This window comes from Pilimelia terevasa (assembly GCF_014647915.1).
GTDB classification, from domain to species: Bacteria; Actinomycetota; Actinomycetes; order Mycobacteriales; family Micromonosporaceae; genus Pilimelia; species Pilimelia terevasa.
The window spans coordinates 281851-306264 of record NZ_BMQC01000002.1 but is presented as its reverse complement, the minus strand read 5'-3'; the positions used below and the strand labels follow the sequence as shown (position 1 = coordinate 306264).

The window sequence follows — 24414 nt, the reverse complement described above, 5'->3', positions numbered from 1 at the left end:
GCCGGTGAACCCGTCCCCGGCGCCCGCTGAGGGGCCGCGGCCCTGGGGGCGCGGCCCGCAGGGCCGCGTTGCCGTCCTCACCCTCGCGCTCGGCACCGGCACGGCGTCCGTGCTGGCGCTGACCTATCTCCACCGGGGGCTGCCGACGCCCGGTACGGCCGCGCTCGTCTGGCTGCCCGTCCTGGCGCTGCTGTTCGCCGTCACCGAGGGCTTCGTCATCCACCTGCGGGTGCGCCGCGGCAGCCACGGCATGACCATCAGCGAGATCCCGCTCGTCCTCGCGCTGATCCACCTCGACCCCCTGCTCGCGGTGGCCGCCCGGACCGTCGGCGGCGGCCTGGGCCTGCTCCTGCTGCGCGGGCAGCGCGGCCTCAAGCTCGGCTTCAACCTCGCCCTGTGGGGCGTGCAGTCCACCGTCGCGGCGCTCACCTTCACGGCGCTCGGCGGCGCCGGGCTGCCCCGCGACCTCACCGCCTGGCTGGTCATCTACGCCGCGGTGCTGCTGGCCGACACCGTGGCCGCGATCCTGGTCACCGCGGCGATCGCCCTGCACGACGACCCCGGCGAGTGGCGCCGGCTACCGGCCGCGCTGCGCGGCGAGCCGTTCGTCCTGATCACGGCGTCGCTCGGCATCGTCGCCGCGATCGGGATGGCGCAGACGCCGTGGACGCTGGTCCTGCTCGGCGCGGTGTCGGTCGCCCTCTACCTGGCGTACCGGGCGTTCGTGACCCAGCAGCAGGGGCACGCGCAGGTGGACGAGCTGTACGCGTTCACCCGTGCGCTGGACGGCTCCCGGGACACCCAGGCGCTGATCCGCGTCGTCCTGGAGCAGGCCCGCGACCAGCTCCGGGCGGCCCAGGCCCAGCTCGTCGTCCCGTCCTTCGACGACAAGCCCGCCGCCCGGGTCCGCCTGGACAGCCGCGACCGGCTCGTCAACACCGTGCTGGCCCGGGGGCCCGCCGACGACTGGTGGACCCCCGCGCGCGACGGCGCGCCGGTGCTGTGGCGCGCCGACCCCGGGCAGCCGGAGGCCCCCGACGCGCCGCCGCGCGACGGGCTGGCGGTACCGGTGCCGCTGGGCGACGAGGTCGGGGTGCTCATCGTCGCCGACAGCCTGCCCGACGTCGGCACCTTCCAGCCCGCCCACCTGCGGCTGTTCGAGGCGCTGGCCAACCACGCGAGCGTCGCGCTGGCCCGCGCCCACCTCGTCGACCGGCTGCGCCGGGAGGCCGAGGAGAAGGAGCACATGGCCCTGCACGACCCGCTGACCGGACTGCCCAACCGCCGGCACTTCCAGGCCCTGCTGGAGGAGTCGCTGGAGAGCACCCGGCACGACGACCACGGGCCGGCGGTGCTGCTGCTGGACCTGGACCGCTTCGGCGAAGTCAACGAGGCCCTGGGCTACGAGACCGGCGACGCCGTCCTGCAGGAGGTCGCCGCGCGGCTCCAGCAGTCGGTCGCCGACCGCGGGCAGGTGGCGCGGCTCGGCGGGGACGAGTTCGCGGTGCTGCTGCGCCGGGCGCGGACCGTCGTCGAGTCCGTGGACCTGGGCAGCGACCTGGTCCGGGAACTGGAGCGGCCGGTCCAGCGCGGCCCGCTGTCGCTGAACGCCCGGGCCAGCATCGGCATCGCGGTCGCCCCGGACCACGGCGACGACGCCGAGACGCTGCTGCGCCGCGCCGACGTCGCGATGCACGCCGCCAAGAGCAGCCACACGGCGCTGCGGGTGTACCTGCCGGCCGACGACCAGAACACGCCGGACCGGCTGGCGCTCATCACCGACCTGCGCGACGCCATCGACCGCCGCGACCTGCTGGTCGTCTTCCAGCCCAAGCTGGACCCGCACACCGGCGACGTCACCGGCGCCGAGGCGCTCTCGCGCTGGCACCACCCCACGCACGGCAGCATCCCGCCGGACCAGTTCATCCCGCTGGCCGAGCACTCGGGCCTGATCCGCCCGCTGACCCTGCACGTGCTGGAGTCGGCGCTGCGGCGGTGCGCGGCGTGGCGCCGCGACGGGCACCCGCTGCACGTGGCCGTCAACCTCTCCGCCAACAGCCTGCACGACCCGACGCTGCCGGAGGTGGTCGCGCGCCTGCTCGCGCAGAGCGGCGTACCGGCCGAGGCGCTCACGCTGGAGATCACCGAGAGCACGATCATGGCGAACCCGGCCGGCGCGAAGGCCGTACTCGACCAGTTGCACGGCCTCGGGGTGCGGCTGTCCATCGACGACTTCGGCACCGGGTACTCGTCGCTCGGCCGGCTGCGCGAACTGCCGCTGCACGAGGTGAAGATCGACCGTTCGTTCGTCCAGCGGGTCGCCGTCGACCACCGCGACCGGGCCGTCGTGCGCTCGGCCGTCCAGCTCGGGCACGCCCTGGACCTGGAGGTCGTCGCGGAGGGGGTGGAGGACCAGGAGACGTACGCCTACCTGGTCCGGGAGGGCTGCAACCTGCTCCAGGGCTTCCTGATCTCCCGGCCGCTGCCGCCCGACGAGTTCGCCGGCTGGCTCGCCGGCCACCGGGCGCCCAATGTGGTCCAGGGCCGCTTCACCGCGTGACGTACCGCCGTGACCGGGCCCGCCCCGGGGGGAAGGGGGCGGGCCGCGGCCACGGCGGTGGTCCGGTGGGGCAGGGCGTGCGGTGCGCGCGGGCGGACGTGGCGCTACCGGGTCAGGGGGTGCCGGAGCGCGGCGTCGCCGGCTCGCCGGTGGCGACGCCGCCCGTGGCCGGGGCCGGCCGGCGGCGGCGCAGCCGGGTGGTCACCAGGGCCATGCCCCCGGCGCTGACCAGGCCCACCCCGCCGCCAAGGATTCCGCTGAACGAGCCGCCGGTCACCGGCAGCGACGGCGCCTGCGGGTACTGCGGGTTCGGGATCGGGATCGGCGTGGGCCAGCGCGGCGGCCGGTGGTCCGGCTTGCCGTGGTGCCGGGGTCCGGCGCAGGTGTCCGTCAGCCGGAACGCCCGCACGCCGCCGGACACGGTGGCCCGGGCGTCGACGAGCCGCCAGCCGGCGCGGGTGACGATCCAGCCGCCGCTGTCGCCGTTGCGGCGGCGGACGATGTCGTCGCCGTCGCGGGAGCCGCGGTCGATCCGGTCCGCGCGGTCGGCCCGGCCGTCGCCGTTGACGTCGAAGTACGCCGTGATCTGCGCCAACCGCGCCGGCCTGCGGGACGAGCGGCTGAAGACGGTGAAGTCCCAGCGGTCCCGGTTGACCAGTTTGCCCCCGTGCCGGGGGCAGCGCCCCTGCGCCCGCGCCGGCACGCTGCCGTCCGCGATGCGGATGACGCCGCCCTGCTGGGGACGGTCGTGACCGCGGCCGTGGCCGCCGCCGACGATGGCCGCGGAGGCCGGCGCGGCGACCGCCAGGGCCGCGACGGCGCCGGCCACGCCGACGCCCAGACGGAGTAACACGGTGCCTCCCGGATGCTCGAACGGGTGGGACCGGCGCCCAGGGCAATCCCCGGTGGACCGGCTACCCCCTCCGACGGACACGGAGAGTCATAGGTTCATGGCAATACATCGAGATTTGCTGGACGTTACGTAACAGCGCCGTTACCCGACTCACTCGCCGCGGGGCTGCTGCCGCCCCTGCTTGGTGGCGGCGCGTCGGCGCTTGGAGTCCAGGCGGCGCTCCCGCGACCCCCGCGACGGCCTGGTCGGCCGGCGGGGCGGGGGCGGCGGCGCCGCGGCGTCGGCGAGCAGCCGGGCCAGCCGCTCGCGGGCCGCCGCGCGGTTGGCGAGCTGGTTGCGGTGCTCGCTGGCCACCACGGTGAGCACGCCGTCGACCAGCCGGCGGGCGAGACGCTCAAGCATCCGCGCCCGCAGCGCCCCGGGCACCGACGGCGACCGGAGCAGGTCGAACGACAGCTCTACCCGGCTGTCGGCGGTGTTCACGCCCTGCCCGCCCGGCCCGGAGCTGCGGGAGAAGCGCAGCGCCAGCTCCCCGCCCGGGATCGTCAGGCGGTCGGTCACGCGCAGCATGTCGGCCATAGTGGCAACCAGGATGCCCGACCGCGCCGCTGCCGGCCACCGGTTAGGCGGAGGCACCGGCGACGGCCGCCGCCTACTGTCGGGCGATGGCCAGGTCACGGCGCCGGTGGGGCGCCCCGCTGTGGGGTGCGCTCCTGGCGCCCTTCGCGGCGTGGGCGGCGGTCCGGGGTCTCGGGCTGGAGCGCGGGCCGCTGATCATGGTCGTCGCCTTCACGCCGTACGTCGCGGCGGCGGCCGTGCTGCCCGTCCTGGCCGCGGCGGCCGCCCGGCGCTGGCGGACCACCGGTGTCGCCGCCGCGCTCGCGCTGGCGCTCGCGGCCATGGTGCTGCCCCGGGCGCTGCCCGCCGACGCCGGCCCGGCCGGCTTCCGGCTGCGGGTCGTCTCGGCGAACATGCTGCTCGGCGGGGCGTCGGTCGCCGACCTGGCCGCCCTCGTCGCGGACCGGGACGCCGACGTCGTGGCGCTCCAGGAGTTCACCGACGCGACCCGCGAGGCGGTGCGCGCCGCCGGCCTGGACGCGCGGCTGCCGTACCAGGTGCTCCACCCGCTGCGCAGCACGCTCGGCTCGGCGCTGTACTCGCGGTACCCGCTGCGCGACACCGGCGTCCGGGTCAACCAGGGCGGCTTCACCCAGGCGTACGGCGTGCTCGTCCCGCCCGGCGGCCCGGCCGTCGCGGTCGAGTCGGTCCACCCGCTGGCGCCCGCCGGGCTCGACGCGCTGGGTCCGTGGCGGGCCGACCTGCTCGCCCAGCCCGCGGCCACCCCCGCCGGGCCGCTGCGGATCCTGGCCGGGGACTTCAACGCGACGCTCGACCACCAGCTCCTGCGGCGGCTGCTGGACACCGGCTACCGCGACGCCGCCGCCACCCGCGGGGCGGGGCTGCGCGGCACCTGGGGGCCGTACGACGGCGACCTGATCCCGCCGGTGGCCATCGACCACGTCCTCGCCGACCGCCGGATCGGCGTCCGCGGCTTCGGCACCCGCCCGCTGGCCGACGGCGACCACCGGGCGGTCTGGGCGGAGCTGGCCCTCCCCCGCTGAACGCTCAGCGCGGCGGCGGGCTGCCGTGGGTCGCCGACCACGCCATCGTGGCGGCCACCACGGCGGCGACCAGCACGAGCCGGCCGACGGTCGTGGTCAGGGCCGCGAAGGCGCCCTTGCGCAGGTTCGGCAGGCTGCGCCGGGTCACGGTGTAGTCCTTGCGCGCGCGGCGGAAGGTGGCGTGGGCGAAGCCCAGCCCGTAGGCGGTGAAGACCCCGAGGACGACCAGCACGAACGTCAGGCCGGTCAGGGCGGGCGCGGACTCCGCGGCCAGGAACCGGGGCACGGCGGACAGGGTGTCGGTGACGGGCGTCGGGGGCGACAACGTGACGACGTGGGGCATCTGCCCATTGTCCTGACCCGGCCAGGTTCTGACCAGCGCCGATCCGGCCGGAAAGCCCGATCGACGGCGACCGATCGACGCGTGCCTGCCCGTTTGGCGGCGGTCCGTCGTCGGCCGGGCACCGCCACGGACACCGCGCCGGCGGACTGCGCCGACCGGCGACAACCGCGATCATCAATGGGCGCGGCCCGCTACGGGGCCGGGCGCCTGCCGGGGGGCCGGACGAGCGGAGGCCGCCGTGCTGCCCACCACACCGACCCCGCCCCGCCCGACGCCGGCCCTGTCCCGCGCCGTCGCCGCGGCGGCCCTGGCCCCGCTCGCCGCGCTGCTCGCGCTGGCCGTACCGCTGGTGCTCGCCAGCCCGCTGACCTTCGGCTACCCCGCCGCGGCGCTGGCCGGTACCGCGGTCGTGCTCTACCTGGCCCACGGGCGCTACGCCGACCCCGGGCAGGGCCCGGCGGCCAGCCCGCCGGTCAGCCTGGTCATGGTGGTCCGCGACGAGGCCGCCGACCTGGCCGCCCGCTGCGGGGCGCTGGTCGCCGACCGGCCCGGAATCGAGTTGATCGTCGTCGACAACGCCTCGACCGACAGGGGCGCGGCGCTGCTGGAGCGGCTCGCGCTGGCCGCGCCGCTGACCGTCCTGCGGCTGGACCGGCCGGCCGGGTACCACGACGCCGCCCGCCACGGCGCCGCCCACGCCACCGGCGACCTGCTGGCCTTCCTCGCCCCGGGCGCGGTACCGGCGGCCGACGCGCTGGACCGGTGCGCCGCCGCGCTGGCCGCCGACCCGGGGCTGGGCGCCGTCGTGGCACACACCCGCGCCCGGCACGCGGGACGCAACCCGCTGACCCGCGCCCAGGACGCCTGGCTGGACAGCCGGCTGCGGGTCACCGCCGCGGCCGAGGCCGCCGCGGGCGCGCTGGCCGACGCGCCGACGGGCCTGTGGGTCGCCCGGCGCCAGGCGGTCCTGCCCCACCTGGCCGCCTGGCGGCCCGGGCGCTCCCTCGGCGGGCTGGCCCGGGGCCAGCGGCGCGACGGCGGGCGCTGGCGGCGGGCGTACGCCGGGTCGCCGTTCGCCGCCGACGGCCCGGCCGGGGACCGGGACCGGGCCTGGCGGGTCGGCTACGTCGCCTCGGCCCGGGTGTTCGTGCCGGTCGCCGGTACCGCGCGGGAGTTCGCCGCCGCCCAGCGCCGCCGGCTGGCCGCGGCGCTGCCCGCGCTGGCGACCGCGGTCCGCTACGCCCCGGCCGGGGGCGCACCGCTGGCGTACGGGCGGGCCGTCGCCCGGTGCGCGGCGCCGGTCGCGGCACTCGGCCACCTCGTCGCGGCGCCGCTGCTGGGCGCGTGGCCGGCGGCGGCGGCGTACCTGGGCGGCGCGCTGCTGGCCGGCCTCGCCCACGCGGTCGCGGCGTTCCTGGAGCGCCCGACGGTCGCCGCCTGGGCCCTGCAGCCGGCGACCCGGCTGGCCGCGGCACTCCTGCCCGCCGCGCTGCCGGCCTACGCGCTGGTGCTCGCACTCCCCCGCCGCCGACGAACCTGACGCGCGCAACCGGCGACTGTGCGGACCTCATGGATCAGGTCTCACCCTCGGGAGCGTCAAGAAGTGACCGAACGCCCGTGCGCTCGCCGGAGCGCAGAGATCAGCGGACCGCTGACGGCCGCACTCCTTCACCGCCGAAGGTGGCGCTCACCGCGCGCAGCCGTGGACCCCGGTGCCGCGTTCTTCGCCCCGGGCGGGTACGGCAAGGTCGTCTACACCCCCACCTCGGCCTACCGCCCAGGTTGGTGACCGACGGCCGTTTTCCGGCAGCGCGCGGCAACCGCGCCCGCATCCTGGAGACCCGCGCCGTCGGCGACTGCGTGCTTCTCCGCTACGGCCTGTCGGACCGGGCGACCACCTGGCTCACGCCTGCCAGACCGTCTTCGCGTTGCAGAACTCGCGGATGCCGACCGCGGCCAGTTCGCGGCCGTGGCCGGAGTGCCGGACGCCGCCGAAGGGCAGCGCGGGGTACGAGGTCGTCATGCCGTTGACGAACACGGCCCCGGCGGTCAGCTCCCGGACGCAGCGCGCCGCCTCGTCCTCGTCGCGGGTCCAGACCGCCGCGCCGAGGCCGAACGGGGTGTCGTCGGCCAGCGCGAGCGCCGCGTCCAGCGAGTCGACCTCGTACACGCCCGCGACCGGCCCGAAGACCTCCTCGCGCCACATCCGCATCGCGGGCGTCAGCCCGGTGACCACGGTCGGCGGGTACCACCACCCGGGCCGGTCGGGCACGGTACCGCCGCAGCGCACCTGCGCCCCGTGGGCGCGCGCGTCGTCCACCTGCGCGGCCACCTCGGCCCGGCCGGACTCGGTGGCCAGCGGGCCGACCTGCGTGTCCTCCTCCATCGGGTCGCCGACGCGCAGCGCCGCCATCCGCGCGGTGAACGCCTCGACGAAGCGCGGGTACACCGCACTGTGGACGACGAACCGCTTCGCCGCGATGCACGACTGCCCGTTGTTCTGGCAGCGGGCGGTCACCGCCACGTCGACAGCCCGGTCGAGGTCGGCGGAGGGCAGGACGAGGAACGGGTCGCTGCCGCCGAGTTCCAGCACCACCTTCTTCAGCGCCCGCCCGGCGGCCCCGCCCACGGACCGGCCGGCCCCCTCGCTGCCGGTGAGCGTCACCGCGGCGATCCGCGGGTCGGCGATCACGTCGGCCACCGTGTCGGCGGCGACCCACAGCGGGCCGAAGGACCCGGCGGGGAAGCCGGCGCGGGTGAACAGCTTGCCGAGGTACCGGGCGGTCCGCGGGACGTTGGAGGCGTGCTTGAGGACGCCGGGGTTGCCGGCCATCAGGGCGGGCGCGGCGAACCGCAGCACCTGCCACAGCGGGAAGTTCCAGGGCATGACGGCCAGGACCGGCCCGAGCGGCTCGTACCGCACCCAGGCCCGCGCGGCCCCCACCTGGCCGGGGTCGGCGAGCGGGGCGTCGGCCAGGAACTCCTCGGCGTGCGCGGCGTAGTACCGGCACGCCGCCGCGCACTTGGCGACCTCGGCCCGGGCGGCGGTCACGGGCTTGCCCATCTCGGTCGTCACCGTGGCCGCCACGGCGGCGGTCTCCGCGTCGAGCAGGTCCGCGGCGGCGGTGAGCCAGCCGGCCCGCTGCGCGAAGGTGGTCCGGCGCAGCGCGGCGGCGGCCGCGGCGGCCCGGTCGAGGGCGGCGTCCACCTCGGCCGGGGTCATCAGGGGGTACGTGTCGAGGGTCTGGCCGGTGGCCGGGTTCACCGTGGCGAGGCTCATGCCGCCAGCCTGCCACGCCGTCCGGTCCGCCGCGCGCGTCCGGCGGGCCGGCCCCCTGTCCCGGCGCGGTCCGGGGCCGGCGGGCCGCCTCGGGGGGCGGGCGCCGCGCCGGCCGCGCCACGTAGGCTCGGAGTCGGTACGCCCCGGACCGAGTGACCTCGGCACGGCGTGCCGAACGGCGGCGGACCGACCGGCTACAGTGGTATAAATCCGACAAATTGCTCGAACCGCCTAGGAGGTCGGATGACTGCCCCCACCGCCGTCGCCCCGACGCCGCGCGCCGACGCCATCCTGGTCCCGATCCGCCCGCCGCACCAGCGCGACCCCCGGGCCGACGCCGCGCGCCGACGCGCGCTGACCTTCCTCGACACCATGATGGACAGCCCGGCCCTGGACCCCACGGACCTGCGCCTGCCGCAGTCCTACGCGGACCAGATGGGCCTGCACGCCACCGGCTTCACCTACGACGCCGCCCTGGCGATCCTCGCCTACCTGACCGACCCGGGCGGCTCCGCCCGGGCGCGCGCGCGGCTGCTCGGCGACGCGCTGCTGTACGCCCAGGAGCACGACCCCGACTTCACCGACGGCCGGCTGCGGCAGGCGTACACCGTCGGGCCGTTCACCGTCGGCGGCGTCACCCAGCCGTACGGCTTCGTCCGGCCCGACGGCGCGGTGAACACCGACGCCCCGTTCGACTTCCGCAGCTCGCACACCGGCGACCTGGCGTGGGCCGGCATCGCGCTGGCGACGCTGGGGCGCCGGACCGGGCTGCGGCGGTACACGGTCGGGGCGGCCCGGATCGGGGCGTGGATCGTGAGCCAGTGCCGGTCCACCGGCCCGCTGCGCGGCTTCCGGGCCGGCGTGGACGGCACCGGCCGGGTCCTACCCGCCGTGGCCACCGCCCACAACGCCGTCCTCATGGTGCTGTTCGCGGCGCTCGCCACCGCCACCGGCCACGGCGTGTGGCTGCGCCAGCGCGCGCACGCCGAGCGGTTCGTGCACCGGATGTGGAACCCCGGCGACGGGTACTGGTCGGCGATCTCGCCGGACGGCGCGGCCGTCGACCGGGGCGCCGCCACCCTGGAGGCGCAACTGCACCCCTGGCTGGCCTCGGCGGTGCTGCGCAGCCGGCCCTCGGTCGAGTACGTGCACCGGGCGCTGACCGTCGTCGACACCGCCGACCGGCCCGGCAGCGGCCTGCCGGCCGGGATGCGGATCGTGGGCAGCACCTTCGGCACGGCCAGCCGGGAGCCGGCCGGCGGCGGGACGGCCCCGGACCCGTACGCGGTCTGGTGCGAGGGCACCGCGCAGTACGCCTGCGCCGCCCGCCGCGACTGCGTGGCCCCCGACCGCTGGGCGGTCCTCGTCGGCAGCCTGATCGAGGTGCAGGAGCGGCTGGGGGGCGAGCAGAGCGTCGGGGGGCAGGCGCTGCCGGAGGGCTCCGGGGTCGTCGCGGCCACCGGCCCGCTGCCGACCGGGGACGCCGCGTCCGGCTACTACCCGGTCCGGCACGTCGGTACCACGGCATGGTTCCTGCTGGCCCACGCAGGGGTGAACCCCCTGCGTCGGTGACGGTGCGCGGCGGTGGCGCACACGCACCGCCACCTGCCCGTACGGCGTGGCGCTTATCACATCTCCGGGTCGCCCCGGGGTCGTCGATCAGCGGCCGATGGCCTGTCACCGGCCCGGCGGTGCGGTACCGTTGCCGACGCCGGAACGCCCGGAACGCACCCACCGACCGGGAAACCTCGGACCAGCACCCCGGAATCGGGGACGCCCGGACCGGGACGCCCGGACCCGGACGCACCGCTCCGGCCGTCCCACGACCGCGGTCCCACGGCCGCGGTCGCCCGACCGCAGTCGCCACGCCCGCGGTCACCAGCCCCAGTAGCCGCAAGCCCGAATACGAGACGGTATGACGCCCGCATGTTCATGCAGTCGCCGCTGACCGGATTCCGTGCCGCCGCCCGCCGCGCGGCCGGCTCGCTGCGCAGCGCCCACCCCGCCGCGTTCCGCACCGACATCGAGGGACTGCGCGCCGTCGCCGTCCTGCTCGTCGTCCTCGGCCACGCCGGGTACGCCACGTTCGGCGGCGGGTACGTCGGCGTCGACGTCTTCTTCGTCATCTCCGGCTTCGTCATCACCGGGGCGCTGCTGCGCGAGGTCCGCGCGACCGGCACGGTGTCGATCCGGCGCTTCTACGCCCGGCGGGCGCTGCGCCTGATCCCGGCCGCCGTACCCGTCGTCCTCGCCGTCCTGGTCGCCACCTGGCTGGTCCAGCCGCTGCGGGCCGCCCGCACGGCGCTGGACGCCCTGTCCACCGCCGCGTACGCGATCAACCTGCGGCTGCCGTACGTCGGCACCGACTACTTCGACCACGGCGACCCGCCCTCCCCGCTCCAGCACTTCTGGTCCCTCGCCGTCGAGGAGCAGTTCTACCTGCTGTGGCCGGTCCTGCTGCTCGGCCTCGTCGGCCTGTACCGGCGCCGCGGCGGCACGGGCGTGCCGGTGCGGCGGCTCGCGGCCATCGTCGGCTGGCTGGCCACGGCCTCCTTCGCCCTCGGCGTGTTCGCCACCGAGGCGCTGCCCCACTGGGCGTACTTCAGTTCGCCGACCCGGGCCTGGGAGCTGGGCGTCGGGGTCCTGCTCGCGGTCGGCGCCGAGTGGCTGGCCCGCATCCCCCGCTGGGCGGCCCTGCTCCTGGCCCCGGCGGGCGTCGCCGCCGTCCTGGCCGGCGCCGTGACCTACACCGGCGCGACCGACTTCCCCGGCTACGCCGCGCTGCTGCCCGTCCTGGGCACCGCGGCCGTCATCGCCGCCGGCACCGCGGGCCGGGCCGGGCCGGTCGCCTGGGTGCTGAGCCTGCCCCCGATGCAGTACCTGGGCCGCCTGTCCTACTCGTGGTACCTCTGGCACTGGCCGTTCCTGACCTTCGGCGCCGTCGTCCTCGGCCCCAGGCTCGACCCCGACACCGGACTCCGCCTGGTCGGGCTGGCCCTGGTGGTCGCCGCCGCCTCCCACCACCTGCTGGAGAACCCGGTCCGGCACCTGCCGACCCTGCGCGTGGCCCCGACCCGCGGGCTGGCGCTCGGCGGGGCGCTGTCGGCCTTCACCGCGCTCGCCGCGCTGGCCGCCACGCAGATGATCCCCACCGCGGGCGGCCGCGGCGAACAGCTCGACGCGCAGGCGGCCGTGGCCGCCGCGCCGTCGCCGCAGGGCCGGCTCACCCAGCTACTGACCGCGAGCAACAAGCCGACGATCGTGCCGGCCAACCTCACCCCGCCGCTGCAGGCCGCCGCCGACAACCTGCCCGCCCCGTACACCGACGGGTGCCAGGCCAGCGACAAGCCGGCCTGGCAGGCCACCCACTGCCTGTACGGCGACCTGTCCTCGTCGACCACCGTCGTGCTGCTGGGCGACTCGCACGCCGGCCACTGGTTCAACGCCATGGAGGCCATCGCCCGGCAGCGGCGCTGGCGCCTGGCCGTGTGGATCCGCAACGAGTGCACGCCCGCCTCGGTCCTCGTCTACGGCCGCACCGACCGCCGGCTGCTCCACGACTGCTCGCGCTGGCGCCGCGGCGCGCTGCAACGCATCCAGGAGATGAAGCCCCGGCTCGTCGTCGCCTCGAACACCGGCACGTACACCACCGCGCCCGACGGGGGCACCGACACGCCCGACGTGTGGCTGGCCGGCTGGCGCGAGACGCTGCGGCAGCTACGCGCCACGGGCGCCCGGGTCACGTTCATCAACACCACCCCCCATCTGCGCGACGACGTCCTGCCCTGCCTGGTCGCCCACGTCAACGACGCCCGGGCCTGCCAGCGGGCGCGACGCGACGCGGTCCCGGCGGTGGAGCGCCGGCAGCTCATCGCCAACGCGCTGCGCCACGCGGGCGTCCAGGTGATCGACCCGCTGCCGTGGGTGTGCACGGCCACGTCCTGCCCGCCGGTGGTGGCCAACACGCTCGTGTACCGCGACAACAACCACCTGACCACGGCGTACTCGGCGCTGCTGGCACCGGTCCTGGGGCGGGCGCTGCACGCGGGCGAGAAGCGGGCGTCGCGCCCCGCGCCCCGACGCACGACCCGGAGCTGACGCCGCAGCCGAACGTCCGGCACAGCTTTTCTCCGGTGGTCAGCCTGCGGACTCCGCGCTCGCAGGCAATGGTGTCGTGGAGGTCGTTGATCGGGTTGGCGGTTCCCGCTATGCCTTCTCGATTTCCCGCCATCATCAAGTTGAGGCTCAGCGAACGCTTCTCCGCCGGTAGCCGCTCCAGTGCCGCCCGGGCGTAGCCGGTACCCGCGTCACGGTCGCCCTGCCTGGCCATCGTCAGCGCCCGGTGCAGCTCGATGTGGGTGGCGAACCTCGGCAGGCTCTCCGGCCGGGTCCTGTCCGCGGCGTCCTGCTCGACCGCGGCATCCGGGTGTCCCAGGCGGGACAGCAACATCGACCTGAAGGTGTGGTAGCGCCAGGCCGGGACGGCAAAATCGGAAATCTGCTCGTCAGACAGCGTTGCGTCGGCAACCCGTTCGGCGGCGCTGAGCGCGTCCAGCGCTTCGGCCTCCCGCCCTCGGTGGCCGTACACGTGCGCCCGGGCCACGAGAGCGTTCAGCCTGCCCAAGGAGGTCTTCTCGCTGAGCGCCAGCGCTTCGTCCGCCAGTTTGTCGGCATATCCGAGCGATGCGCCTTCGTAGGCCAGCGCCAGCGCGGCCCGCCCGCGCACCCAGACCCGCACCGCGTCGTCCTCGGAGCGGTCGGACATCAGGGCGGCGGTCCGGTACCACGTGACGGCACCCTTACCGCCCTCGTTGCTCGGCAACGTCTTCCCGTACACCGTGGCCAGCCGCGCCGCCACGCCCCACAGTTGCGGATGCGCCAACCCCTGCTGGAGAACCACGAGGTCCCTGGCCAGTCGCGCCTGTATGTCCCGCGCTCCGAGTTGCATGTAGTCAGCCCCGTACCGCTCCACGGTGTCGAGCCACCCGTCCACCCGGTCTCGTCGCTTGAGGGCGGCGGCGAAGCCGTGGTGCACCAGGTCGCTGACAGCGGCGGGAGCAAGCGCCAACGCGGCCGAACCCTTCAGCAGAATCCGCCTGTCCATGTCCGACACCGCTCTCTCGTACGCCAGGACAGCGTCAGTCGGCCAACGGCCAGAACTCCACCAGAAACTGCTCCACACCCACCGGGATGTCGGCCATTTCAAGCTCGCGCACCTGGGGCAGCTTCCGTGCCAGGTCCCGGCCCCTGGCCGATACCTTGACCCCGTACCGGCCGGGGGGACCGACGACGCACGGCGGCGATCCCGTCTGCTCGAAAGCGATCGACACTGCCAGCCGTCCCGTACTGAGTCGGATCGTGCCTTCGGCCATCTCATCCCATAGCCCGCCGTCCTCTGGGCGGCCGGGGACGGCACCGAACGTCACCGCCGCCTCACGCCACCCGCCGGACAGGACATACAGGCAGACCACATCGTCAGCGAGGAAGGCCAGCCGGCGAGCATCATCGAACGGCTCCTCCGGCGGGTCGGCCAAGCCGTCATCGACGATGAGCACGGTGTTGTTGTGCGGGGGGGTCGCAAGCGACACCCAGCAGCGATCAGGGCTGTCGGTCAAGGATGTCCACCCAGTAGCCATCGAAGTCAGCGGGCTGTCCGTCCATGGTTTGGACGTGCAGTTGTCGGTCCCACAGGTAGTAGTTGCTTAGCACCGAACCGGCTGAGCCGTTTTGTTTGCCGTTCACCGCTCGTACCGAGAAATCCCAGTAGATATTTGCGGATCCCTGCTTTGTGGCAGCGAAAGGGTACTCGTCGCACTGGTCATCACCGGTAGGCGGGGTGGGCAGGCCGGTATCCTGGTAGGGGGGACGCCGGTTGCACGCCAAGGATGTCTCATACCGGTGCGCCCGGTAGCTCTGGCTATTGACGGGAATTCGCTGGAGTCCGGGAAACGGTTCGGTGTCCGTCGGCTGCTTGTATCGACCAGGGATCTTCTTGGCGCCGTCGAGTTTGCGGGGCCAAGTGTCGTCGGGCTTGTCCAAAGCGTCCTTGATGTGTTTCGCCACCCCATGTTGACCAGTCGGCTTGCCGTCCTTGTCGTAGATGGCATACACGAGTCGTGGACTCACGTCCCATACGATGCAAGCTGCGGGGCGTGCGTGGAAATAGGTAGCCGAATCGCAGCGAATCCAGTGCTGCGGAGCGTCTTTCCTGGACCCGTCCCTGAAAATTGTGTAAAAGTTGTAGATCGGGTAACCGAGCTTCGTGTCCCCAATGCCAGCGCCAGCATCGGATTCGATGTGTCCAGGAATCCAGTTCCCGACACTCGTCTCCCACTCGACGGTAGTGCGCCACGCTTCGGCACCCTCGGCCTTGCAGCCACGGATGTCAGGCTTGCACTCCATGCCGACTTTCACTTTCGTTGTCGGCTTGTAGGTACCGCCGTAAACAACCTTCTGGGGAACGAAGCGGACATCGAAAGTACGCTTCCCGTCCTCACGGCCATATCCGACAGCAAGCGTGTTCATCTCGAACCAGCCGAGCCGAGCGCCCTGCGGGCTAATCTCGTAATGGTACGACTTCAGATATCCGCACCATACCCAGCGGTTAAGCGAAAAGCCGATCTCGTTTCCTTGATCAAGTTTCGAGATGCATTCCTTTGTATCAGGATCTGTCCACGGGTCGGCTGGTGGGACATGACCTCCAGGCAAGCGGGACGCCTGATCCTCTTGGCCGGCGTAGTATGGCCTTCCGGCGGGCGCGCTGATCATCCGACGCCGGGCGTCGTCGTCGGTGACTGTTTTCTGTGTTGGTGGCAGGTTCCATAGCGTGCTGCCTGCCGCATTTTCCTTGAACGTCATTCCGTACTGATTGGTGGGCTTCGTGGTTGCCGTCGCAACTGACGGCGGAGCAAGTGACGCGATGGTAACGGCGAGTACGAGAGCAGCCTTGTTCAGGCGCATTGCTTCTCCAATCTGCATGCAGTCGCCGCGATAGTCCCGAGAGTCCGAGCAGCAGCGGTAGAGCAATGTCAGCTATCGGACATTGTGATTCGCGTCTCGCCACCCATCGCAATGCTGACCGCTACTGAGCGGTCCAGTCGGTGCACGCGCACCCGGTGTGAAGGTACGCGCGCATACGGCTGCGGCCCCCGCCCTCCCTGCTTCGGGATGTCGGAGGCCGCAGCGTCGAAACGAGCTTACGGGAGGACGAGGCGGGCGGTGAGGCGGTGGGGCGCACGTCGGCACCGGGAAAGCGGGAATCCCCGGGGGCGCCGTGGGATCGTGGGGGGATGTCGGCGGGAGCGCCGCCAGGCGGCGGCCCGCGCGCCCGGGTGCGGCTCGGGGTGCGGGTACTGCGCGACTGGCGGCCCACCATCGCCCGGGTCCGCTCGCTGCTGCGCGGTACCGCGATCTCCTTCCTGGTCCTGTCGCTGACCCTGTGGCTGCTGCCCGGCGTCAACACCCGCGGCGTCCTGTCGATGCTGTGGCTGGTCGTCCTCGTGGCCGCCGTCGGCGCCGTCCTGCGGCCGCTGCTGCTCGTCGTCGCCACGGTTCTCGGCGGGTACGGCGCACTGGTGGTCGGGGTGTTCGTCCAGGCGACCGTGATCTACGTGGCGCTGCTGCTGGCCGACGGCCAGCCGCTGCCCTTCGCGCTGGCTTTCGTCGCGGCGGTCGTGGCGGCCACCCTGTCGGCGATGGTGCACTGGCTGGCCGACGCCGGTACCGACGACGCCTTCATCGCCGAGACCCTGCGCCGGATGGTGCGCCGGCGCAGGGTCGACGGGCACCGCGCGCCCGGCCTGCTCGTCATCCAGCTCGACGGGGTCGCCGCGCCGATCCTCCAGTGGGCGGTCCGGGCCGGGAACCTGCCGCACATCGGCGACTGGCTGCGCTCGGGCCGGTACCGGCTGCGGCGCTGGCACACCGGCCTGCCCGCGACGACGCCGGCCGCCCAGGCCGGGCTGCTGTACGGCGACGACCGCGCGGTCCCCGGCTTCCGGTGGTACGACAAGGCGGCCGGCCGGCTCGTGGTGACCAGCCGGCCGCGCGACGCCGCCCAGGTGGAGGAGCGCATCCGCACCGGCCGGGGACTTCTGGCCGGCGGCGGGGCGAGCGTCAGCAACGTCTTCACCGGCGACGCCGCCGCCAGCCTGCTGACGGTCAGCCGGGGGACCCTGCCGGGGCGGTCAGCGGCGTACGCGGCGTTCATGACCAGCCCGTACGGGCTGGCCCGGGTGCTGGTCCTCGGTGTCGGCGAGATGCTCAAGGAACTGCACCAGGCGCGGCTGCAACGCCGCCGCCGGGTGTGGCCGCGGGTCGGGCGCGGCGGCCGGTACCTGCTGCTGCGCCCCGCCACCAACGTGCTGCTGCGCGACCTCACGGTGTCGCTGGTCGCCGAGCAGCTCGCCGCCGGGGCGCCGGTGGTCTTCTGCGACTTCGTCGACTACGACGAGGTGGCCCACCACGCCGGTCCGGCGCGGGCGGAGGCGATGGGCGTCCTGGAGTCGCTGGACCGGGTGGTGGGGATCCTCAGCCGGCTGGCCGTCCACGGCGGCGGGCGCGACTACCGCATGGTGGTGCTCTCCGACCACGGGCAGAGCCAGGGGTCGACCTTCCGGCAGCGGTACGGGCGCACCCTCGCCGAGGTGGTGCGCGCGGAGGTCACCGCGGCGCGGGCGGCCGCCGCGCCGCCGGCCGGCGAGGAGGTGGTCGTGGCCGCCTCGGGCAACCTGGCGCTGGTCTACCTCACCGCCCTGCCGGGCCGGGCGGACTGGGCGGCCCTGGAGTCGGCGTACCCGGGCCTGGTCCGGGCCCTGGCCGCGCACCCCGGCATCGGGTTCGTGGTGGTCGACGACGGCCCGGCCGGTCCGGTCGCGGTGGGCGGCGACGGGGTCCACCGGCTCGACGGCGGGGCGGTGACCGGCGCCGACCCCCTCGCGCCGTACGGCCCGCACGCGCCCGCCGCCGTCCGCGACCACCAGCGGCGCACGGACGTCGGCGACCTCGTCCTGGTGTCCACAGTCGACCCCGACACCGACGAGGTGGCGGCGTTCGAGGAGCTGGTGGGCAACCACGGCGGGCTCGGCGGCTGGCAGACCGAGGCGGTCCTGCTGCACCCGGCGGCCTGGCGGGTGGACGAGGAGCTGGCGGGACCGGCCGCCGTGCACCGCCAGCTCGTCCGCTGGCGGGACGAGCTGGGCCTGGCGCCGCCGGCCGCCTGACGCGTCAGCGGGCCGGGTCGACCGGGGCGGGGGACGGCGGCGCCGGGGGTGGCGGGGCGGCCGGCCGGGCGAACGCCGACAGCGCGTACCAGATCGCCCCGACCGCCAGGACGGCGGCGACGACGGCCTGCCAGGGCTCGGCGAACAGCGCCCCGCCGGCCAGCCCCACCGCCGCGTACGCCGTCGCCCACGCGACGCAGGCCGGCGCGTTCGCCACCGCGAACCGCGCCGTCGCCAGGCCCGTCAGCGCCGCGCCGACCAGGACGGGAATGCGGCCGGCGGGCAGCAGCCGGGAGACCAGCAGCACCGGTACGGCGTGGGTGCGCAGGCGCGCCGCGAGGGTCGCCGTCAACTCGCCGTCGCGCAGCCAGCGCAGCCGGCGGGCCAGGCGCTCGCCGCCCCACCGGCACGCCGCGTACACGGCGAGGTCACCGGTCCACGCCCCCGCGGCGCCCGTCAGGACGACCAGCGGCACCGTCGGCGGGTGGTGGTGCCAGGCGTACGCCGCGGCCCCGCTCACCGCCGCGCCGGTCGGGACGACGGGTAGCACCGCCCCCACCAGTACGGCTGCCAGCAGGTAGAGCAGGACCGCCGTCACCGGTCGTCGCCCCCGGCGGACCGGCCGGGCGGCCCGGCCACCTCGTCCGGCCACGCCCCGGCCGAGGGCAGGGTCGTCTCCTCGCCGGGCGCCAGCAGGGTCACGGCGAGCTCGGGCAGGGCGGCGGCCGCCTCGGCCGCGAACCGCGCGCCCGGTTCGTGGAACAGGTCCGGCCGCACCCGCGCGCAGCCCACGGGCCAGAACGTACCGAAGTGGATCGGCACCGCCGCCCGCGCCGCCACCCGCCGCACCGCCTCGACCGCGCGGGCCGGGTCGAGGTGCCCCGGGCCCAGGGTCGGCCCCCAGCCGCCCACCGGGACCAGCGCGAGGTCGACGGGGCCGAAGTCCGCCATGTCCGGGTGCAGGCCGGTGTCCCCGGCGAACCACACCCGCCGCGCACCGCCGACCAGGTAGCCGACGGCGTCGGCGCGGTGTGCCGACCACGGGTGCCGCCCGCGGTGGTGCGCCGCCGGCACGGCGCGGACCACCACGGGCCCGTACCGCCACTGCTCCCCCACCGGCAACTCGATGCACCGCGCGGCGAACCCCGGCCCGAGCGCGCGCCGGATGAACCGGGTCGCGCCGACCGGGACGACGAACGCCGTCGCGCCGCGCAGCCGCCGCAGCGAGGCCACGTGCAGGTGGTCGGCGTGCAGGTGGGACAGCAGCACGATGTCCGGGGCGCGGGGCAGGACCGGCGCCGGCCCGGCCCGGCGGCGCAGGTGGGCCACCCGCGACGTGAGTACGGGGTCGGTGAGCAGGCCGACCCCGCCCTGCTCCCACCACACGGTGCTGTGCCCGCACCACCTCAGCCGGTCCCCCATCCGACGACGGTAACCCGACCGGCGGGTGCCGGTACCGGCCCGCGCGGGATCAGCGGATCTCCGGCCCGAAACAGCGCAGGAGCAGCCAGAACGCCCGCGGTCAGGCGATCGCGGCGGGGCGGCCGGCGGACGGGGTGACGATGTCGGCCAGGATCCGCGTCGCCCACGCGAACGAGGTCAGGTACACGTCGGCCAGCTCCGCCAGCGGCAGCGGCCAGCCCAGCGGCGGCGCGGCCCAGCGCAGGTACCCCCGCACCGCCCCCAGCGCCCGCCCCAGCTCCCCGGCGCCCCGGTCCAGCGCGGCGGCGAGCGCGGGCGCGAGCGGCAACTGCGCGGTGAGGGCGGTCACCGGCCCGCCCAGCAGGTCGGCGACCCCGAGCAGCAGGCCGGCGGTGAACGCGGCCTCGCCGTCGGCGTCGATGCGCTCCGCCACCACCTGGCACATCCGCGCCCGGGCCACGGCCAGCAGCAGCGGCGCCTCCTGCACGTCGGCCAGGTCGGCGAGCGCCATCATCGACACCCACTGCCGGACCCGACCCAGGCCGAGCAGGACGACGGCCTCGCGGACGGAGGACACCCGGCGGGTGAGCCCGGCGGCGGCGGAGTTGGTGGCGTGCAGCAGCCGGAACGCCAGCCCCGGGTCGCGGGCGACCATCGCGACGATCTCGCCCAGCGGCGTCTCCGGCCGGCGCAGCGCGGCGAGGAGCTGTACCCGGCCGATCCGCGACCCGTCCGCGGTGCCGGCGGGCCGGTCGGCGCCGCGCTCCAGCAGCGGCCCCTCCAGCAGCTCGCAGCCGAGCAGCTCGGCGTACGTCAGGTGGGCGCCGGTGGTGACGCCGCCGGCGATGAGCCGCAGCCGGCCCCGGCCGTGTCGGCAGGTGTCGGCCAGGTCGCGCAGGGCGTCGGGGTCGGCGGCGAGGTCGAGGGTGACGTAGCTGGCGAGGCCGAGCAGGCGGGGGTCGGCGGCGGCGGTGCCACCGGCGAGGACCAGGGCGTGGCCGGCGGCGGCGAGGGCGGCCAGCCCGGCGGCGGTGGGGTCGTCGGCGGGGCCGAGGGGGGCGGTGACGAGGACCTCGGGTCCGAACGGCACCGGTACGGCTCCGGTGCGCATCGGCGCTGGCAGCGGGACGAGCAACTGGCGCCCGCCGGCCAGGTCCTGGCGCTGCCGGGTGCCGAGGTGGTGGGCCAGCGCGCGGGCGGCCCGGTCGTCGCGCCCGGCGGCGGGCACCTCCCCCGGGTGCCCCACCTGGAGGGTGAAGCCGACGAGGTACCGGTCGGCGGTGTGCAGCGGCCGGTGCCGCAGGTACACGGCGCCGGGGTCGTCCAGTTCGGTCATGCTCGCCTCGCAGGCGGTAGTCGCGGTGCCGGGGTCGAATGCCAGGTGCCGGGCCGCGCGGTTGACGCGCGACCCGGCACCGGCTCACTCACTTCACCTGGGTCAGGTGCCTATCAGGTGCTCACCGCTTCCCAACGGAAGTCGATCTCGACGTCGTCGCCCTGGGCCGTGTTCGGCGTCCCCGAGTCGAGCGTGTAGGTGAACCGGAACGCCCGCACCTCGTTGCCCGCGCCGGTCGGCGACCAGGCGGTGTAGCCGTTGCCGTGGTTGGTACGGGCGCCCTGCATCGTGGCGATGTCGGTGCCCGGCGCGGCGCCGGCCAGGTCGCTCCAGCCGTTGGCGAGCGCGCAGGTGTCGTCCGCGTCGCCCATCTGGATCCGCATGTCGAGGTTGTCGTCGAGCGTGACACCGTCGGCGGCACCGTCGACGCCGCTGTAGTTGAGGGTGTACAGCTTGACGGCCGCGGCGAGGCTGCCGCCGTACGTCACCTCGATGCAGGCGTTGCCCGTGTCGCCGGGCGCGAGGTCCGGGACGGTGAACAGCGCCGAGCCGCCGTCATCGTCGGTCAGGGTCACGGTACCGGCCCCGAACGCGTTGTCCGAGTTGTCGGTCGTGGCCGTGAACGCCGCCTGCGTGGACTGCCAGACGAGCGCAGCGCTCACCACGAGTCCGACGACAACGGCTGCCCCCCGCCATCGGTCCCGTCCGCGCGGGTGCGCCGACAGGCCGGGGGGGACGTTGGTGTGCCCATCCATGGCATCCTCCTACGGTCTCCTACGTCAGCGCCGCTGTGACGCTGTGGAGTCTCATCGGGTCGCGGGCGCGTCGCCTGAAGTGTTTTCGGGGACGCCCGCGTCGGTGCTGTCGGCCGTTCGGCCGAACCTGCTCGGTGCCGCGGCCTCGCCGGCCTGGACCTGGTCGCGGCCGTTGGCCTTGGCCCGGTACAGGGCGGCGTCAGCCGCCGCGATGACCTCGGCGGCGCTCAGCCCGTGGCCCGGGTACGAGGCCACGCCGATACTCGCCGTCACCGGGACAGACGCCGACGACTGCGCGATCGCCCGCCGGACCGCCTCACCGGCGGCCAGGCCGGCCACGGGGTCGACGCCGGACAGGACCACGGCGAACTCCTCGCCGCCGTAACGCGCCACGAGGTGCGGTTCAGGACATTCGGCGCGAACCGCTTGGGCGACCTGTTTGAGTACCTCGTCGCCGACCTGGTGGCCGTACGTGTCGTTGAGCCGCTTGAAGTGGTCGATGTCGATCAGCAGCAGGCCCAGGTGGGTACCCGTCTCGCCGCCGTGCCGCAGCTCGGCCTCCAGGACCTCGTCGAAGCGGCGCCGGTTGGCGACACCGGTGAGGCCGTCGGTGTGCGACAGCGCGCGCAGCCGCTCGGTCAGCACCGACAGCTCCAGCGCGCCGGCCGCCTGGCTGGTCGCCTGCTCGGCGGTGTTCACCACGCGGCGCTCCACCCGCGGCGCCCACTTGCCCGTGCGGCCCATCTGCATGACGAGCGCGCCGCGGACCTGGTCGAGCACGAACGGGACGACGATGAACGCGCGGGCCTGCGGCATGACCTCCGACAGCCACGGGTCGTGGGCGGCGTCGAGGCGGGAGCGCAGGAGCGTCTGCCCGCTGGCCATGGCCGCGCCGACCAGCGACTGCGGGTGCGCGTGGGCGAGCATCCGGTGCACCGCGGGGGCGCCCTCGCCGTCGACGACGGCGGCGAGCAGCCGCTGCGTCGTCGGGTCGACGACCTCGGTGCTGTAGGCGAGGACGGCGGCCCGGTGGGCGCCGAGTTCGGCCTGCGCGAAGGCCGCGAGCGCGGACACCACGGCGTCCGGGTCGGAACTGGACACCACCTTCACGCCGAACTGGTGCAGCACCTCGCTGTCGTACCGGCGGCGGCGCAGCTCGCGCTCGTTGTGCGCGGCGAACGACGCCGTGCCGAGCACGGCCGTCCAGATGGCGGCCAGGTACAGCCACAGCTCACCGGCGGCGTAGGGGTGGGAGCCGCCGAACTGCCCGGCCCGGTCCGCCTCCAGGATCATCAGCGCGAGCACGCTGTGCCACACCGCGATCTTGGCGCCGGTGCGGAACGAGGCCAGCAGCGTCACCGAGATGGCGTGCAGGATGATCACGTACGCGAGCGCGCTGTTCAGCTCGCCGGTGGCCCACCAGGCGAACGTGAGCAGCACGCCGTCGACGAGCATCGCCACGGTGAGCGAGATGCGGGTGCCGCGGCGCCCGAGCCGCCCGGCGAACAGGGTCGCGGCGCTCAGCACCGGCCAGCCGACCAGCGCCGCCAGCCAGTAGTGGGTGTACCCGCGCGGGTCGCCGCCGAGGCCGGCCAGCCAGACGGCCGCGACGAGGGCGGCGAGCAGGAACCGGGTGCCCAGCGTCCAGCGGACGCGGTCCTCGACCGGTACCAGCTCACCGGCCTTCACCTTGTTCTGCATGGTCACCCCCCTTCGGGCTCGGTGAAGCGCGCGTACTCCTTCGTCTCTTCGGCAGCGTCCGCCGAATCCGCGAAAATCAGGTACGGCTCTCGGGTGACCGGCGCCAGCGCCAGCTTCGGGTCCCGCCGGTCGAACCGGTCCTGCGCCAGCAGGAACAGGAACATCAGTCCAATGGCTACGGACGTGTACTGCGGCTTGCGCAGCGCGCCCTGGGCGGCCGTGCCGGCCGCCTTGGTGAACTCGGTGATGCCCTTGGCCACGCCCGCGGCGACGTTCTTGATGTTGCGGACGGCGCTGCCCAGCGGACTCCTGGCCGCGTCGGGGCGCGACTTGGCACTCTCGCCCCCGCCGCCGGTCTTCCGCTGGTCGCCGCCGCCGGGCGCCGCCGGCGCCGCCGTCGGCGTGGTCTTCTCGGTACCGGTGTCGGGTGCGCGGGGGGCCGGCGACGGGTTCGCGTTGGGCTGCGGCGGCGTCGTCACCACGGCCGGCGACGGGACCGTCGTCGGCTCCGCCGGGGGCGCGGTCGTGGGGACCGCCGGCACCACCGGCGGCGCGGTCGTCGGCACGACCACCGGCGGGGTCGTCGGGGTCACGGGCACGCTGCCCACGGTCACCATGCCCCAGGCGAGGTCGGCGTTGAACCGGGCGCCCTGGGCCTGCTGCGGCGCGTCGCTGCGCAGCCACACCGTCACCTGGAAGGTCTGGGTCTGGTTCGGGGTCGGCGTCCAGCCGGTGCCGACGCCGCCGACGGCGGTCAGGTCGGCGATGCTGCGCGAGCCGGAGTAGATCGCCGAGCCGGTGAAGCCGACGCAGGACGACGAGTTGCCGCCGGTACCGCGGCTGATCCGGACCCGGATGTGGTTGGCCAGACCGGCGCCGCCGGCGGTGATGTCCGTGACGTTCTGGGCGATCAGGCGCACCTCGCTGCCGCCGGGCCCGCCGTCGTACCGCACCGAGATGCACCGGCTGACCGGGGCGCCGGGGCCCAGGCGGTTGAGCTTGAACATCGACTGGCCGCCGTCGTCGTCGCTGAGCGCGACGCTGGCGATCTGGCTCATCCTGACCGGATCGTTGATCGCCTGCGGGGACATGGCGAAGATCATGAGCAGGCCGAACGAGCCGAAGAACAGCATCGCCCACACGCCATGCCAGGTGTCGTGAGAGTGTCGACCGTAGGCGCGGGGCATCCGTTCCTCCAAACCGCGATCGTTGTGGCCCACCTAATCGGCCGGCTCCGAGCCGGCATGAGCGCTAGCGGTGATCAGCTCAGGTCACCCCCGCCGCCGCCGACCTTGCTGGCGTAGCAAGAAGTACGTCGGAG

The 24414-nt window shown here is 74.9% G+C and carries 18 protein-coding genes; 6 read left to right on the top strand and 12 right to left on the bottom strand.

The annotated features are described in order from the left end of the window. Positions 1-4 precede the first annotated feature (4 nt). A complete protein-coding gene (locus IEY75_RS04370; RefSeq protein ID WP_189112874.1) occupies positions 5-2560 on the top strand; it encodes a putative bifunctional diguanylate cyclase/phosphodiesterase in 2556 nt (851 codons plus the stop codon). Positions 2561-2672: 112 nt separating this feature from the next. Here the strand turns inward: IEY75_RS04370 and IEY75_RS04365 are convergent, their stop codons facing one another. Beyond that, a complete protein-coding gene (locus tag IEY75_RS04365; protein WP_189112873.1) occupies positions 2673-3413 on the bottom strand; it encodes a hypothetical protein in 741 nt (246 codons plus the stop codon). Positions 3414-3563: 150 nt separating this feature from the next. Continuing rightward, entirely contained in the window at positions 3564-3992 is a 429-nt protein-coding gene (arfB, locus tag IEY75_RS04360) for an alternative ribosome rescue aminoacyl-tRNA hydrolase ArfB (protein WP_189112872.1), read from the bottom strand. Positions 3993-4078: 86 nt separating this feature from the next. Between arfB and IEY75_RS04355 the strand changes: the two genes are divergently transcribed. Next, positions 4079-5035 (top strand): endonuclease/exonuclease/phosphatase family protein, encoded by a 957-nt coding sequence (locus IEY75_RS04355; protein WP_189112871.1) that lies wholly within the window; start codon positions 4079-4081, stop codon positions 5033-5035. A 4-nt stretch (positions 5036-5039) separates the two neighbouring features. Here the strand turns inward: IEY75_RS04355 and IEY75_RS04350 are convergent, their stop codons facing one another. After that, entirely contained in the window at positions 5040-5378 is a 339-nt protein-coding gene (locus tag IEY75_RS04350) for a hypothetical protein (protein WP_189112870.1), read from the bottom strand. Positions 5379-5616: 238 nt separating this feature from the next. Between IEY75_RS04350 and IEY75_RS04345 the strand changes: the two genes are divergently transcribed. After that, a complete protein-coding gene (locus IEY75_RS04345; protein WP_189112869.1) occupies positions 5617-6918 on the top strand; it encodes a glycosyltransferase in 1302 nt (433 codons plus the stop codon). Positions 6919-7281: 363 nt separating this feature from the next. Here IEY75_RS04345 and IEY75_RS04340 read toward each other — a convergent pair whose 3' ends face one another. Beyond that, a complete protein-coding gene (locus tag IEY75_RS04340) occupies positions 7282-8658 on the bottom strand; it encodes an NADP-dependent succinic semialdehyde dehydrogenase (RefSeq protein ID WP_189112868.1) in 1377 nt (458 codons plus the stop codon). Between the two features lie 243 nt (positions 8659-8901). On the opposite strand from IEY75_RS04340, the gene IEY75_RS04335 reads away from it, so the two are divergent. Further along, the gene (locus tag IEY75_RS04335; RefSeq protein WP_229789340.1) at positions 8902-10230 is read left to right on the top strand and encodes a hypothetical protein; all 1329 of its coding nucleotides are present in this window, start codon (positions 8902-8904) and stop codon (positions 10228-10230) included. Between the two features lie 354 nt (positions 10231-10584). Next, positions 10585-12756, top strand: coding sequence for an acyltransferase family protein (locus IEY75_RS04330; protein WP_189112867.1), 2172 nt, complete (start codon positions 10585-10587; stop codon positions 12754-12756). A gap of 1040 nt (positions 12757-13796) precedes the next feature. Here IEY75_RS04330 and IEY75_RS04325 read toward each other — a convergent pair. Together IEY75_RS04325 and IEY75_RS04320 are read right to left on the bottom strand one after the other, a co-directional pair. Next, positions 13797-14213 carry a hypothetical protein gene (locus IEY75_RS04325; RefSeq protein WP_189112866.1) on the bottom strand — a complete coding sequence of 139 codons (417 nt, stop codon included), beginning with the start codon at positions 14211-14213 and terminating at the stop codon, positions 13797-13799. Between the two features lie 43 nt (positions 14214-14256). Beyond that, positions 14257-15618, bottom strand: coding sequence for a NucA/NucB deoxyribonuclease domain-containing protein (locus tag IEY75_RS04320; RefSeq protein WP_189112865.1), 1362 nt, complete (start codon positions 15616-15618; stop codon positions 14257-14259). Between the two features lie 329 nt (positions 15619-15947). Between IEY75_RS04320 and IEY75_RS04315 the strand changes: the two genes are divergently transcribed. After that, positions 15948-17879, top strand: a complete 1932-nt coding sequence (locus IEY75_RS04315; protein WP_189112864.1) for an alkaline phosphatase family protein — start codon at positions 15948-15950, stop codon at positions 17877-17879. 4 nt (positions 17880-17883) lie between these two features. Here IEY75_RS04315 and IEY75_RS04310 read toward each other — a convergent pair whose 3' ends face one another. From IEY75_RS04310 to IEY75_RS04285, 6 genes are all read right to left on the bottom strand, one after another. Then, complete coding sequence (locus IEY75_RS04310; RefSeq protein ID WP_189112863.1) at positions 17884-18477, bottom strand: DedA family protein; 594 nt, start codon at positions 18475-18477, stop codon at positions 17884-17886. Further along, positions 18474-19301, bottom strand: coding sequence for an MBL fold metallo-hydrolase (locus IEY75_RS04305; protein ID WP_189112862.1), 828 nt, complete (start codon positions 19299-19301; stop codon positions 18474-18476). Before IEY75_RS04305 ends, IEY75_RS04310 begins: the two co-directional genes overlap by 4 nt. Before the next feature lie 100 nt (positions 19302-19401). After that, positions 19402-20637 (bottom strand): EAL and HDOD domain-containing protein, encoded by a 1236-nt coding sequence (locus tag IEY75_RS04300; RefSeq protein ID WP_189112861.1) that lies wholly within the window; start codon positions 20635-20637, stop codon positions 19402-19404. 113 nt (positions 20638-20750) lie between these two features. Beyond that, a complete protein-coding gene (locus IEY75_RS04295; protein WP_268244326.1) occupies positions 20751-21392 on the bottom strand; it encodes a TasA family protein in 642 nt (213 codons plus the stop codon). Between the two features lie 51 nt (positions 21393-21443). Continuing rightward, positions 21444-23093, bottom strand: coding sequence for a GGDEF domain-containing protein (locus IEY75_RS04290; RefSeq protein ID WP_189112859.1), 1650 nt, complete (start codon positions 23091-23093; stop codon positions 21444-21446). A gap of 2 nt (positions 23094-23095) precedes the next feature. After that, the gene (locus IEY75_RS04285; RefSeq protein WP_189112858.1) at positions 23096-24226 is read right to left on the bottom strand and encodes a hypothetical protein; all 1131 of its coding nucleotides are present in this window, start codon (positions 24224-24226) and stop codon (positions 23096-23098) included. Between the last annotated feature and the right edge of the window lie 188 nt (positions 24227-24414).

What these genes read in the sequence shown, in the direction of transcription:
- IEY75_RS04315 (WP_189112864.1), top strand. Translation starts at nt 15,948, where the DNA reads ATGTCGGCGGGAGCGCCGCCAGGCGGCGGCCCGCGCGCCCGGGTGCGG.
- arfB (WP_189112872.1), bottom strand. Translation starts at nt 3,992, where the DNA reads ATGGCCGACATGCTGCGCGTGACCGACCGCCTGACGATCCCGGGCGGG.
- IEY75_RS04300 (WP_189112861.1), bottom strand. Translation starts at nt 20,637, where the DNA reads ATGACCGAACTGGACGACCCCGGCGCCGTGTACCTGCGGCACCGGCCG.
- IEY75_RS04290 (WP_189112859.1), bottom strand. Translation starts at nt 23,093, where the DNA reads ATGCAGAACAAGGTGAAGGCCGGTGAGCTGGTACCGGTCGAGGACCGC.
- IEY75_RS04330 (WP_189112867.1), top strand. Translation starts at nt 10,585, where the DNA reads ATGTTCATGCAGTCGCCGCTGACCGGATTCCGTGCCGCCGCCCGCCGC.
- IEY75_RS04355 (WP_189112871.1), top strand. Translation starts at nt 4,079, where the DNA reads ATGGCCAGGTCACGGCGCCGGTGGGGCGCCCCGCTGTGGGGTGCGCTC.
- IEY75_RS04305 (WP_189112862.1), bottom strand. Translation starts at nt 19,301, where the DNA reads ATGGGGGACCGGCTGAGGTGGTGCGGGCACAGCACCGTGTGGTGGGAG.
- IEY75_RS04335 (WP_229789340.1), top strand. Translation starts at nt 8,902, where the DNA reads ATGACTGCCCCCACCGCCGTCGCCCCGACGCCGCGCGCCGACGCCATC.
- IEY75_RS04320 (WP_189112865.1), bottom strand. Translation starts at nt 15,618, where the DNA reads ATGCGCCTGAACAAGGCTGCTCTCGTACTCGCCGTTACCATCGCGTCA.
- IEY75_RS04295 (WP_268244326.1), bottom strand. Translation starts at nt 21,392, where the DNA reads ATGGATGGGCACACCAACGTCCCCCCCGGCCTGTCGGCGCACCCGCGC.
- IEY75_RS04340 (WP_189112868.1), bottom strand. Translation starts at nt 8,658, where the DNA reads ATGAGCCTCGCCACGGTGAACCCGGCCACCGGCCAGACCCTCGACACG.
- IEY75_RS04350 (WP_189112870.1), bottom strand. Translation starts at nt 5,378, where the DNA reads ATGCCCCACGTCGTCACGTTGTCGCCCCCGACGCCCGTCACCGACACC.
- IEY75_RS04285 (WP_189112858.1), bottom strand. Translation starts at nt 24,226, where the DNA reads ATGCTGTTCTTCGGCTCGTTCGGCCTGCTCATGATCTTCGCCATGTCC.